At 70.5% G+C, this 11,913-nt stretch carries 16 protein-coding genes; 7 read left to right on the top strand and 9 right to left on the bottom strand.

Annotation, left to right across the window (positions count from 1 at the left end):
- From D8M35_RS13090 to D8M35_RS13080, 3 genes are all read left to right on the top strand, one after another.
- A partial coding sequence (locus tag D8M35_RS13090; protein WP_148113374.1) for a flagellar hook-length control protein FliK occupies positions 1-433 on the top strand: 433 nt, incomplete at its 5' end.
- A 24-nt stretch (positions 434-457) separates the two neighbouring features.
- Entirely contained in the window at positions 458-889 is a 432-nt protein-coding gene (locus D8M35_RS13085) for a flagellar hook assembly protein FlgD (protein ID WP_126892252.1), read from the top strand.
- 56 nt (positions 890-945) lie between these two features.
- Complete coding sequence (locus tag D8M35_RS13080; RefSeq protein WP_126892251.1) at positions 946-2,121, top strand: flagellar hook protein FlgE; 1,176 nt, start codon at positions 946-948, stop codon at positions 2,119-2,121.
- Positions 2,122-2,268: 147 nt separating this feature from the next.
- Here D8M35_RS13080 and D8M35_RS13075 read toward each other — a convergent pair whose 3' ends face one another.
- From D8M35_RS13075 to D8M35_RS13060, 4 genes are all read right to left on the bottom strand, one after another.
- Positions 2,269-3,321 (bottom strand): BLUF domain-containing protein, encoded by a 1,053-nt coding sequence (locus D8M35_RS13075; RefSeq protein WP_126892250.1) that lies wholly within the window; start codon positions 3,319-3,321, stop codon positions 2,269-2,271.
- A 409-nt stretch (positions 3,322-3,730) separates the two neighbouring features.
- Complete coding sequence (locus tag D8M35_RS13070; RefSeq protein ID WP_126892249.1) at positions 3,731-4,129, bottom strand: NUDIX domain-containing protein; 399 nt, start codon at positions 4,127-4,129, stop codon at positions 3,731-3,733.
- A gap of 146 nt (positions 4,130-4,275) precedes the next feature.
- The gene (locus D8M35_RS13065; protein ID WP_126892248.1) at positions 4,276-4,479 is read right to left on the bottom strand and encodes a LacI family DNA-binding transcriptional regulator; all 204 of its coding nucleotides are present in this window, start codon (positions 4,477-4,479) and stop codon (positions 4,276-4,278) included.
- Positions 4,480-4,630: 151 nt separating this feature from the next.
- Positions 4,631-6,151, bottom strand: coding sequence for a SulP family inorganic anion transporter (locus tag D8M35_RS13060; RefSeq protein ID WP_174234749.1), 1,521 nt, complete (start codon positions 6,149-6,151; stop codon positions 4,631-4,633).
- Positions 6,152-6,338: 187 nt separating this feature from the next.
- On the opposite strand from D8M35_RS13060, the gene D8M35_RS13055 reads away from it, so the two are divergent.
- Positions 6,339-6,719 (top strand): MerR family transcriptional regulator, encoded by a 381-nt coding sequence (locus D8M35_RS13055; RefSeq protein WP_126892247.1) that lies wholly within the window; start codon positions 6,339-6,341, stop codon positions 6,717-6,719.
- A 49-nt stretch (positions 6,720-6,768) separates the two neighbouring features.
- Here D8M35_RS13055 and D8M35_RS13050 read toward each other — a convergent pair whose 3' ends face one another.
- Positions 6,769-6,984 (bottom strand): hypothetical protein, encoded by a 216-nt coding sequence (locus D8M35_RS13050; RefSeq protein ID WP_126892246.1) that lies wholly within the window; start codon positions 6,982-6,984, stop codon positions 6,769-6,771.
- Positions 6,985-7,362: 378 nt separating this feature from the next.
- Here D8M35_RS13050 and D8M35_RS13045 point away from each other — a divergent pair, with 378 nt between their 5' ends.
- Both D8M35_RS13045 and D8M35_RS13040 read left to right on the top strand, forming a co-directional pair.
- Complete coding sequence (locus D8M35_RS13045; RefSeq protein ID WP_126892245.1) at positions 7,363-7,752, top strand: MerR family transcriptional regulator; 390 nt, start codon at positions 7,363-7,365, stop codon at positions 7,750-7,752.
- A 196-nt stretch (positions 7,753-7,948) separates the two neighbouring features.
- Complete coding sequence (locus tag D8M35_RS13040; RefSeq protein WP_126892244.1) at positions 7,949-8,776, top strand: hypothetical protein; 828 nt, start codon at positions 7,949-7,951, stop codon at positions 8,774-8,776.
- 57 nt (positions 8,777-8,833) lie between these two features.
- Here the strand turns inward: D8M35_RS13040 and D8M35_RS16645 are convergent, their stop codons facing one another.
- The 4 genes from D8M35_RS16645 to D8M35_RS13020 all read right to left on the bottom strand — a co-directional run bounded on the left by D8M35_RS16645 (position 8,834) and on the right by D8M35_RS13020 (position 10,890).
- Positions 8,834-9,445: a GrpB family protein gene (locus tag D8M35_RS16645; RefSeq protein ID WP_161972664.1), complete on the bottom strand. Its 612-nt coding sequence runs from the start codon at positions 9,443-9,445 to the stop codon at positions 8,834-8,836.
- Positions 9,446-9,531: 86 nt separating this feature from the next.
- Complete coding sequence (locus D8M35_RS16640; protein ID WP_161972663.1) at positions 9,532-9,948, bottom strand: hypothetical protein; 417 nt, start codon at positions 9,946-9,948, stop codon at positions 9,532-9,534.
- Positions 9,949-10,023: 75 nt separating this feature from the next.
- Positions 10,024-10,665, bottom strand: a complete 642-nt coding sequence (locus D8M35_RS16935) for a hypothetical protein (protein ID WP_202976559.1) — start codon at positions 10,663-10,665, stop codon at positions 10,024-10,026.
- A 36-nt stretch (positions 10,666-10,701) separates the two neighbouring features.
- Positions 10,702-10,890, bottom strand: coding sequence for a hypothetical protein (locus D8M35_RS13020; protein ID WP_126892242.1), 189 nt, complete (start codon positions 10,888-10,890; stop codon positions 10,702-10,704).
- A gap of 504 nt (positions 10,891-11,394) precedes the next feature.
- Here D8M35_RS13020 and D8M35_RS13015 point away from each other — a divergent pair.
- Entirely contained in the window at positions 11,395-11,727 is a 333-nt protein-coding gene (locus D8M35_RS13015; protein ID WP_126892241.1) for a hypothetical protein, read from the top strand.
- The last annotated feature ends 186 nt before the right edge of the window (positions 11,728-11,913 follow it).

The following is an 11,913-nucleotide window of genomic DNA, read 5'->3' as shown; positions in this document are numbered from 1 at the left end:
GGCCACGGCGAACGCTCCCGCGCCCCTCGCGCAGCAGCTCGCCCGTCCGCTGTTCACGCTCGCGCAGGCCGGCCCCGGCGACCACGTCGTCACCGTGCAGGTCGTCCCCGACCAGCTCGGTCCCGTCACCGTCCGCGCGCACGTCACTGCGCACGGGATGCACGTCGAGCTGTTCGCCGCGTCGGACGCCGGACGCGACGCGGTCCGGCAGGTGCTGCCGGACCTCCGGCGCGACGCAGCCGGCAGCGGGGTCACCACGACCCTCGACCTGTCGTCGCAGAACCACCCGGGGGCGCAGCCGGGTCGCGACGAGCGTCCGGCCCCGTCAGGCCCTCGTCCGGGACCCGACCTGGAGGCCCGCCCCACCCCGACAGCGCCGGTCACGACCCGACCCGCCACCGTCCGATCCGTCGGACTCGACGTCCTCGCCTGACGCGGACACGAAGGAGACCACGCCATGCCCCTCGACGGCATCACCGGCTCGGTGGACGCTGCCACACAGGCAGCCGCCCTCGCGCAGACCGCCAGTGCGAAGAAGTCCCAGACCATGGACTCCGAGGTGTTCATGAAGCTGCTCGTCACGCAGCTCCGGAACCAGGACCCGTCCTCGCCGATGGACACGAACCAGATGATCAGCCAGCAGACGCAGCTCGCGACGATGGAGCAGATCACCAACCAGACCGCGACGGCGAACGAGAACTTCTCGCTGCAGATGCGGATCGCCGCCGCGAACCTCGTCGGCAAGCAGGTCAGCTACACCGACGCGAGCACCGGGACCGCGGTCTCGGGCACCGCCACCGCCGTGTCGTACGCGAAGAGCGTGCCGACCGTGACCGTGAACGGGAAGGAGGTCGACCTCGACGTGATCTCCGGTATCAAGGCGGCCTGACCCGCCCTTGGCGCTCCTTCCCCCCCTCCTGACTTCCTTCACCGAAAGGTCGCACCATGCTCCGCTCGCTCTACTCCGGCATCTCCGGTCTCCGTTCCCACCAGCAAATGTTGGATGTTACTGGAAACAACATCGCCAATGTGAACACCGTCGGCTTCAAGTCGTCCACCACCGTCTTCCAGGACACCCTGTCGCAGATGACCCAGGGCGCCGGGGGGCCGCAGACCGGCATCGGCGGGACGAACCCCGCCCAGATCGGCCTCGGCGTGCAGGTCGCCGGTGTCTCCACCAACTTCGCCCAGGGCTCCGCACAGGCCACCGGCAAGGCCACCGACCTGATGATCTCGGGCGACGGGTTCTTCGTCACGCGTCTCGGTGGCGACACCGTGTACTCGCGCGCCGGAGCATTCGACTTCGATGCCGACGGTCGCCTCGTCACCGCCGACGGCAAGATCGTCCAGGGGTACTCGGCCACGAACGGCGTCGTGAACGACGGCGGTGGCCTCAGCGACATCATGCTGCCGATCGGTGCCGCCGCGCCCGCGACCGCGACGAGCTCGGCGACGCTCACCGGCAACCTGCCCTCCGACACCGCCGTCGGTGAGACGCTCAACCGCGACGCCACCGTGTACGACCAGTACGGCACCAAGCACACCCTGTCCCTCGGCTACACCCGCACCGCCGCCGGCTGGTCGGTCAGCGCCTCGAACGGTCAGGGCACCTCGGCCACCGGTGCGATCACCTTCGGCGCCGACGGCAAGATCACCACCGGCCAGACGCTCCAGGTCGGAGGCATCGCCGTCGACATGACGCAGCTCTCCGGCTTCGCAGCCCTGAACACCGCGTCGATCTCGTCGCAGAACGGGCACGAGGCCGGCTCGCTGCAGGGCTACTCGATCTCGAAGGACGGCACGGTCGTCGGGTCGTTCTCGAACGGGTCCTCGCTGGCGATCGGCCGCATCGCGCTGGCGACCTTCGCCAACCCGGCCGGCCTCGAGAAGACCGGTGCGTCGGGCTACCGCGCCACCGCGAACTCCGGCACCGCGAACGTCGGCGTGCCCGGGTCCGCCGGGGTCGGGTCGCTCGCGTCCGGCACGCTCGAGATGTCGAACGTGGACCTCTCGCAGGAGTTCACCAACCTGATCGTGGCGCAGCGCGGCTTCCAGGCGAACGCGCGGATCATCACGACCTCGGACGAGGTGCTGCAGGAGCTGACGAACCTGAAGCGGTAGGGGAGCGGAGCGGCCGGTCGGGTCGCGCAGCTGCTCGGAGTGTGACTGCCCCTCGTGCCACGGATCGTCGTGGCACGCGGGGCAGTCCGTCCGCCGCACGTGGGGCCGAGCCCTCCGTCACCGACGGACCGCGACCCCGCGCAGGCGCTAGCGGGCCTCGGTGTCCGGCGTGTCCCAGTACGACGGCTGCTCGTACTGCTCGGACCATCCGCGACGCATCCGCGTCGCCGCACGGTCGAACGCGTCGACGAGGTCCGTGTCCGTGGTGAGCAGCGCCTGCAGGCGCAGCCCGTCGTACAGCGCCAGCAACTGCTGCGCGCCCCGGACCGGGTCCATCGTCGACGGCTCCCGTCCGTCGCGGACGTCCGCCGCGAGTCCGTCACGGATCGACTGACGGAACCGCCGGTACGTGGATCGGTAGTAGTCGGCGCCGTCCACCGTCGGGTCAGCGGCGGACGCGAGACTCGCCGCGAGGAGTTCCATCAGCGCCGGCTCCTCTGCGTGTGCGGCGAGGAGGGCGTGCAGGAACGGGACCGTGCCCTTCTCCGCCATCAAGGGCGCGAGCGGCGCCGCGATCGTCTGCGTCCACCGTTCGACGGTCGCGGCGAGCAGCGCCCGTTCCGTCGGGAACACCGCACGGAGCTCGTCCGCGCTCATCTCCGCACGCTCGGCAACGACGTCGAGGGTGAACCGGGTGACGCCGCCGTCGTGGAGCGCGGTGATCGCGCCGTTGATCGCACGCGTGCGGGGCGCTTCGTCCGCTTCGGCTGTCCGGCTCGTCAACGGTGCCAGCGGGTGCTTCCGGAACCACTCCAACAGCCCTCGCGCCCGGGTCAACCCGAACGACGGGTCCGCCGGCTGGCTGGGCCCGAACAGGTCGCTGAAGCCCGGGACCTGCTGCATCAGCGGGTCGAGCGGCTGGAACGCCATCGACCAGTCCGGGAACGACCGCCGGGCGACGGGCTCGTCCGCCAGCACCCGCACGTTCGTGTGCCGGGGGTCACGGCGGACCTGTTCGAAGCGGACCGCGACGGTCTCGTCGTCTCCCTCGATGATCCCGAGGCAGTTGTCGCCCTTGTGCGCCAGGATGCCGGTCACCCCGAGCGCGCTGTTCTTCTCCCGTCCGACCGCGAGGATCTGCGCGAGCTCGGTGTCCGTGATCGGACGGGTCTGCGTGCTGGTGTAGACGATCGAACGCATCAGTGCTGGTCTCCCTGCCGTAGTGGAACACGGTGCACTCTCGAGTGAACTGCGCTGTCTACTGCTCCGCAACCCCCCGACCGGCCGCACATGCCGCCGTGGCGAAGCGGAAGCCGGAGCGTGTGCCGATCCTGCTCGATCCGCGAGTCCAGGAGACCTGCGTCGCACCGACTACCGAGGGGGCTCCGACGGCCGGGCCATCGCCCACTTCGGCAACTGGCACCACCTCGTCCCCGGTGAGGAACCGGGGATCCTCGACCACCTGACCCGGGCGCTCGACGTCCGGTGGTCGACGAGTCCGGCTGACGTCGACGCGTACCTGGCGCAAGCGGACGAGTAGGAGGCCGGGGCGCGTCGGACGCTGACGAGTCCTGCGTCACGCCGGCTACCGAGGCGGCTTCGGTACCGGTCATCCTGCGCTCAGGACGAGGTGTACTGCGCGCCTCGCTTCGTCAGGAACGAGGCGTTCTCCGTCGAGCGACGAGGCGGCGACCCAGGCCGGGTCGTACTCGTTGTCCATCGACGCGCGGTGCGACTCGGGCCCGCCGAGCGACAGCTCCGTGGAGGTCACCTGCACCACGAAGTACACGGCAGGCACGTCGCGGGCCAGCGGGACGTCGAGCAGGTCACCCACGGTGCCGTCGAGTCCGGTCTCCTCGAGCAGTTCGCGCCGGCATGCCTCACGGAGGTCCTCGCCCTCCTCGACGCCGCCGCCGGGGAGGACGCAGTAGCTCCGGCCGTCCTTGACCCGCTTGATGACGAGTACCCGCTCGTCGACCACGACGACTGCTGTAGATCGAATGCGCATGACCTCAGCTCACCACGCGCCGCATCGACCTGCCGGTGAGCAGAGACGTTCTTGCTTCCCGATCGCGCATCGAGACGACGGCGCTCTCTCCACTCGGACGAGGAGGATCCCGCCTCGCGTCGTTCCCGGCCGGGCACGACGGCTGGTCAGCCATCACTCCGTCGCCTCGGTCGACGTGCGAGCGCTGCTGCCCGGTCGTCGCGGGTGTAGCCGAGCGCATGGATCGCGTGTTCGACGCGGGCTCGTGTCGTGGGACGGACGTTGGTGGCGCTGTTGAGGACGCGGGACACGGTCTGGTGGGAGACGTGCGCGGCTGCGGCGACGTCGTGGATGGTGGGAGATCTGGTCACGGTCGGCTCCTCGGTGGTCCTGAGGGGTGGGCACCGTCCGGGAACGACACGACGGTGCCCACCTGAGGCCGGTGGGTCAGGAACCGGCCTCGCTGCTCCGCCCGTTCACTCGGTGCCCCGGATCGGGGCCGGGCGGAGGTCGGAGGGGACTTCAGTGGCCGGAGCCGAGGTTGCCGGCGAGGCGGCCGTGGAAGGCCTGGCTGGCGTCGTTCATGCCGCGGATCTCGACGCGCTTGCCGTGTTGGTGGTACTTGGTCTCGATCGCGTCGAGCGCGGCGACGGTGGAGGCGTCCCAGACGTGCGACCTGGTCATGTCGATGATCACGAGCTCGGGGTCGCCCGAGTAGTCGAACTGGGTGGTGAGGTCGTTGGAGGAGGCGAAGAACAGTTCGCCCTCGACCGCGTAGAGCGCGTGCTGCGCTCCGCCCGGCAGGGTCTCGATGCTCCGCGAGACGTTGGTGAAGTGGGAGACGCGACGGGCGAAGACGACCATCGCGGCGATGACACCGATGATGACGCCGATGGCGAGGTTGTCGGTGGCGACGACGATGACGACGGTGAGGACCATGACGATGGTCTCGCCGACGGGCATCCGCTTGAGGGTGGAGGGCTTGACGCTGTGCCAGTCGAAGGTGCCGACGGAGACCATCACCATGACCGCGACGAGGGCTGCCATCGGGATGATCGCGACGACGTCGCCGAGCCCGACGACGAGGACCAGCAGGAACACGCCGGACAGGAACGTGGAGATGCGGGTGCGGGCGCCGGAGGCCTTGACGTTGATCATCGTCTGCCCGATCATCGCGCAGCCGCCCATCCCGCCGAAGAGGCCGGAGGCGATGTTCGCGACGCCCTGCCCGAGGGCTTCACGGGTCTTCCGGGAACCGGTGTCGGTGACCTCGTCGACGAGCTTCGCGGTCATCAGCGACTCGAGGAGTCCGACGAGCGCCATCGCGAGGGCGTACGGGGCGATGATCGTGAGCGTCTCGAGGTTCACCGGGACGTCCGGGATGAACAGCGTCGGGAGGCTGTCGGGCAGCTTGCCCTCGTCACCGACGGTCGGGACGGCGATCGACGCGAACACGGTCACGAGGGTCAGGACGACGATCGCGACCAGGGGCGCAGGGATCGCCTTCGTGAGCCGGGGCAGCAGGACAATGATCGCGATGCCGGCGGCGGCGATCGGCCAGACGAGCCAGTCGACGCCGATGATGTTCGGCAGCTGCGCGGTGAAGATGAGGATCGCGAGCGCGTTGACGAACCCGACCATCACGGACCGGGGCACGAACCGCATGAGCTTCGCCGCACCCAGTCCGCCGAGGACGAGCTGGAAGAGCCCGCCGAGGAGGACGGTGGCGATGAGGTAGTCGAGGCCGTGCTCCTTCACCACCGGGGCGACGACGAGGGCGATCGCTCCGGTGGCGCCGGTGATCATCGCGGCGCGGCCGCCGACGAACGAGATGACGACGGCCATCACGAACGCCGAGAACAGGCCGACGCGCGGGTCGACCCCGGCGATGATCGAGAACGAGATCGCCTCGGGGATCAGGGCGAGTGCGACGACGAGGCCGGCGAGGACCTCGCGGAGCAGGATCTTCGGGTTCCGCAGTGCGGACAGGACGGTGGGGCTGTGGTGCGCCTGAACGGGCACCGACTGCGTGACGGTGGTCACGGTTCTCCTTCGGATTGGGGTGCGGGCGCTGCGCCCGCGAGAGCTGTCGTGGGGCGCGTCGTCGCGCACGGCCGGCGGCGTCAGAGCGTCCAGCCGATCTCAACTCTTCCGCTGCGGGAAGGTTGGTAGAGTTTGACTCTAACGCAACGGAAGGGTTGTTGCGCAAGTGGAGGGTGACGATGTGACGATGTCGAACGAGTACCTGATGCACATCGGCGAGGTCGCCGAGCGCACCGGGTTGAGTGTGAAGACGATCCGCGACTACGACGCCGCAGAGGTGCTGCACCCGTCTGGTCGGACGGACGGCGGGTTCCGCCTGTACTCGGAGGACGACGTCGCCCGGCTGCTGATGGTGCGGCGGATGAAGCCGCTCGGGTTCTCGCTCGGAGAAGCGGGGATCCTCGTGGACGCGGTGAAGGTGCTCGACGAAGCGCAGCCCGGCGCCGACGTGACCGCAGTCCGGTCCCGAATTGCTGCGTTCATCCAGGACGCGGAGACGCGTCGGAACCGCCTCGACGAGCAGCTCCACATGGTCGACGAGTTCCTCCACGAACTCCGCGCCCACTGACCCGCCCTCACCGAGGCGCACCCTGCTGGCCCCGACGCGTGCGCTCAGGTCAGCTGCGGAGTGAAGGGTGTCGTGGAGCGCGGGCGAAGACGGAGCCGACGGCTGGGAGGATCGCGAAGACCAGCACCGGGGTGGTGTGGTTGCCGCCGACGTCGATGCCGCGCAGGGCTCCGCCGGCGGCGCCGAGGACGAGCCCGTGGGGGACCGCCGTCCACCCGGTCCGCACGATCGGGAGCAGCAGGAGTGCGCCGGTGAGGGTCGTCATGGCGATCGTGTCGCCGCTTCCCTCCGGTCCGACGCCCGAACGGTCAACGGCAGCACGCACGCTCCGAGGAGGTAGCTCGTCGACACCTCGGTCCGGGAGATCCCGAGTCCCCGGATCAACAGGTCCGTGAACACCGACAGTCCTGCTGTCTGCCCTGGCGCGCTCATCACCGAGAGGACACCGCCGGCAGCGATCACCGCGATCCACGGCCACGAGCCTCGAGCAGGCGTCGTGGCGAGATCAGCAGGTGTCTGTGTCAGGTCCGCTGGAGGGGCGGCGTCCGTGGTGGACAGAGCGATCTCGGACTCAGGTGCAGGAGCCCCATGCCCGGCGGCGATACGCTCGCCAGGGCACAGCGCGAGCACGAAGGAGCGACGGATGACGGAGCGGGCAGCACCGACGACGATGCACATCGGCGAACTCGCCGATCGTACGGGCCTGTCCAACCGGACGATCCGCCACTACGACGAGGTCGGTCTCCTGCACCCGTCCGGCCGGACCGAGGGCGGATTCCGGCTCTACACCGACACCGACCTCGCCCGGCTGCTCATCATCCGTCGGATGAAGCCCCTCGGCTTCACCCTCGAACAGATGGCCGAACTCCTCGCCGTCGTCGACGCCCTCGGAGCCGCCGACGACGACGCTGACCGCGAACGGCTGCGCGGGCAGCTCGACGAGTACATCCGCGACACCGAAGAACGCCGTGCCAAGCTCGAGCAGCACCTCGGCATGGCCGACGAGTTCCTCGGCATTCTCCGCAGCCGGTAGGCAGGAGTCCGTCCGGTAGCGTTTCGCGACCTGCCTCACCGACGTCTCACCCCCGCGCGACCGCCATCACTACCCATCGAACTGAACAGGTACTGGACCGATTCGCGGGATGCGTCGAGGGTGCCCTCGAGCGTCGCACGCGATCTGTGCCGAACGGTCGATGCGCCGGCGCCGTCCGCGCCCGTACGGTCGGGAGATGCTCCATCGAACCGCCGCCGTCACCGCAGCCCTCGTGATCACGCTCGTCTCGGTCACGGGATGCGCAGCCGGTCCGGGAGGTACGGCCTCCTCCGCCACGACGGTGGCGGCGGTCCCGCAGCTGGACCCGCAGGTCGCATCCTCGCTCGACGACGCACTCCGCGCCGTGCAGTCCAGCCCCGGCGTCGCGAGCGCGACGAACCGGATCGAACTGCACCAGCGCTGGACCGCCGCCGACGGGACGGACGTCACGCCCCCTGGCCTCGACGCATGGAACAACCGCGATGCCGGCCCGGCCGCACCGCCCCCGATCGGCTCCGTCTCCCCCGACGACCCCGGGCTCCCTCCGGTGCCCACGCCCTCGGCTCGTCCCGCGCCCCCGGCCGGCGCGACCGAGTCGCACTCGTTCTCGAGCGCCTTCGTGGTCACCATGGACCCGGACGCGACCCCGTCGGAAGCGGCGGCGGTCCCGGTGGCGATGACGGAGCGGATCGCCTGGACCGGTGTCACCCTCACGCTGCAGGTGCCGGCCGGGCCGGGACACGTCCTCTCCAGCGTCACCTACTCGGGCACCTTCGACCAGCGGATCCCTGACGAGACCGCTCTCGGCGTCGCCTCCGGGCTGGCCACGCTCGCCGCCACGCCCAGCGTGACCGGACTCGAGGCGAGCATCCCGCAGACGCTGCGCGTCGACTACGGCTCGCTCACCATCGGGGTCTCGCCGGCGGACGACGCCACGCTCGCGCGGGTGCGCGCGGTGATCGACGGGACCGCGTTCGCCGGGACGACGTTGCACGGGTCGTTCGGCAACGGGGCGAAGCCCTGATCCGAGGCAGGACCGCACGCTCGACCAGCAGCCCCACAGGCGCGGGGACCGGTGTCGTCACGGTCGCGGATGAGCGTCGTGGGCGTGGTGCGGGTCCGCTGCGAAGGCGCGTTCGTAGATGTCGTACACGACCGAGGCCTTCGCATCGTTGTAGCGCACTCCTGCCTCCGCGTGCACGGCCTTCGCCTTCGCGTCGGCGTAGGCCTGACGGTCCTCGGAGTGGCGTCGCAGCCACTCCACGAACAGGCGGTGTCGTTGCGGCTCCACCGCCTCGGGCTGCCACACGTGCAGGTTGGCGTTGGGGTCGCCGAGGGTGAGTTGACGGTGCGGATCACCGGCCACCGCGTCGCGGAAGACGAGACGGAACCCGACAGCCTCGAGCTTCGGGAGCCAGGCGCGTTCATCGAGGAGGTCAGGCACGAGCAGGTCAGCGTCGATGACCGGCTTGGCGACCGTCCCGGGCACGGCTGTGGAGCCGACGTGCGCAACGGGATGATCGGGGCCGAGCGCGTGGACGACGAGGTCTCGTACCCGCGCGAAGGCATCAGGCCACCTCGAGTCGTAGGTCTGCAGGGGGCCGGGGTCGACCTGTCGGAACGCGACGCGCTGCGACTGACGAGCGGCGTTGCTGCCTACGGCGAACGGCTGCCAGAGAGGATGTGTGGCCACAGCCACATCATGGACCCTCGACCTTCCCCGCCGTCCGTCGGACGACCGGAGCGGGCGAGCGTCCTCGCCCGGTTGCGCACGGGCTGTCAGACGATGCGCAGGGCCCGGAGTCGTTCGATGAGTCCTGCGGCATCGGGTGCCATCGACTCGAAGATCCGGTAGAGCGTTTCGGATCGATCGACCGGCCCGACGGCCCAGCACCGTTTGCCGAGGCCGAAGGCGATCCCTGCTTCGACGTGCGCAGCAGCGCCGGCCGGGAGCACCAGCACGAACTGCTCGGCCGCTCGGAGCGCGGCCAGGTCCTGCTCGAAGAGCTTCCGCACGGCCGGCGAATCGACAGCGGCGTCGTCCGCACCTCCCGGGGCCGCGAGCACGGCGGCCTCCGCGTCGTACTCTGCGCGCACGAACGAGTACGACGTGGCTCCGGTCTGGTCGAGCGCCGCGACGACGTCGAGCACCGCCGCTCTGTTCCGCCAGCTGCCTGCGACGAAGAACGTGCTCATGAGGCGACGGTAGTGCGTCGCGACTCGGACCACGTGACCCGCTGCGCCAGAGAGCAGTCGGCGCGCATCCACGAGTCAGCGCCGGCGCGGCTCCGGATGGAAGGAGACCGTCACGGTGAGGTCGTCCTCGCCAGCGGTCACACTGCTCGCGAAGGTGATGTCCTCGATCGACACGTCTCCCAGGTCGTCGATCGTCTGCGCCACCCGACGCAACAGTGCCGCGACGTCTCCCTGCCCGTCGCCGGCAGGGTTGCTCTGCGAGAAGTGGTTGATCGTCCAGGTCGAGCGCGCCCCCGCGTCGGTCGATCCGACACCCGGCGCGGCGAGATCCGCGCCGTCGGCTGGGCTCGTCTCCTCGACCGGCGGACCGGCGGGGCGATCCGGCGGTGCCGCGGGCGTCTCCATGTCGCGCTGTCGCTCGCCTCCCGTGTCGAAGAAGGCGTCGAGGTACGCGTCGTCGGGCAGGTCGGAGTCGCGCATCAGCGAGAACACCTCGGCACCGTCGCCCGGCTCGTCGAAGAGCTCGTACGACTGCGCGAGGCCGAGGTACTCAGCACCGAGGGTGTCCGCGTACTCGGCCGCATCGTCCTCGGCCTTCGCGATGGCGTCCTCGGCGCTCGTGGCGAGGACCGTCACGATCCGCTCCTCGTAGGTACCCGGGCGGTAGCGGAACACACACCGGACTGCGAACCACCGGTCGGAGCTGGTCTCCTGCATGCACTGAGCGCAGGCCCGTCAGGGCTCTTGGTGCGGTCAGCCCGCGTGGCCACCACCGTGACCGCCGACGTCCGGTGGGGACACCTGGCTGCCCTGGATCGTCGGTGCCGATCCGTCCGGCAGCCCGCGGCCGTGCTTGCTCGTGAACCACCCGAAGAAGTGCCCGATCCAGAAGACGACGAGCAGGACCGCGCCCGCGATGGCGATCCACAGTTCGGGAGTCATGCCTGCACGATAGCTGATCTGTCCTCGACTCGAAGCGGGTGGACCGCGGACGGACGGGAGGCGCGGGGCGGGACCGCCCCGCGCCTCCCGTCCGGCACGCTGGACCGCCGCTCCCCGGGACTGCGCACCGGCGACGAGCGAGATGACGACGACGGCGCGGCGGCCCCACAGCAGCTCCGCGCGGCGCCGCCCCGGAGGGTGGCAGGGACTCCGTTCCGTCGCCCGGTCAGGCTGTCGTCGGGACCCCGCCGGCTCGAGCATCGCGAGCACGTGCGGCGCGCTCCACCGGAACAGCGCGTCCGACGGCGGCGACGCGAGGTCCAGGCCCAGACCTCCCGGTCACCGACCGCGGCGGCCATCGAGTTCGACCAGCCGACACGCTGGGGGTGCGCCCCGCTGTGCCAGCTCCCGCGGAGTCGCCGCCGGGCGGGAGCGCGCTGACACCCACCAGGGCGGCCGCGCACGTCACGAGCCGGGACCCGGGGCTCGCGCTACGGTGGCGGTGTGCACCCCGTTGCAGGTCCTCCGCCGTCCACGGACGCGCGCTACGAGGTCGCGCGTGCGCTGCTCGTGGGCTCCGCCACGGCCTTCGCGGTCCTGTGGGCAGTGCTCTGGCTCCCCGTGCTGGTGACCGGGTCGCAGGGGAGCCTGTTCCTCTACCCGCTGGTGCTCCTGCTGGCAGTCGGCCCGTGGGGAACGACCTGGACGGCCCTCGTCCTCGCCGCGCGCTCCCGGAACGCACGTGACGACCGACGCGCCTCCGCGGTCACCGGGATCAGCGCGATCCTGCTCGTCCTCGCCCCGGTCCTGCTCTGGTTCGGCCCCGTGGTGGGCTGACCCGATCGCGGTCCGGCCCCGCCGCGACGGACTGGAGGCACGTGGCGGCGCCGCCACGTGCCTCCAGTCCGTCGGCCGCGTGCCTCAGGGAGCCGTCGGAGGTGCTGCCGCGTCGGTGTCGGACATCGCCGCGTCGGGCCGCAGCGCGCGCCACCCGACCACGCCGACCGCGGCGGTCGCGACCGA

It is taken from the genome of Curtobacterium sp. HSID17257 (assembly GCF_003989515.1).
Taxonomy (GTDB): Bacteria; Actinomycetota; Actinomycetes; order Actinomycetales; family Microbacteriaceae; genus Curtobacterium.
Note: the sequence above shows the minus strand (reverse complement) of the source record. Positions and strands in the feature narration are given on the sequence as shown.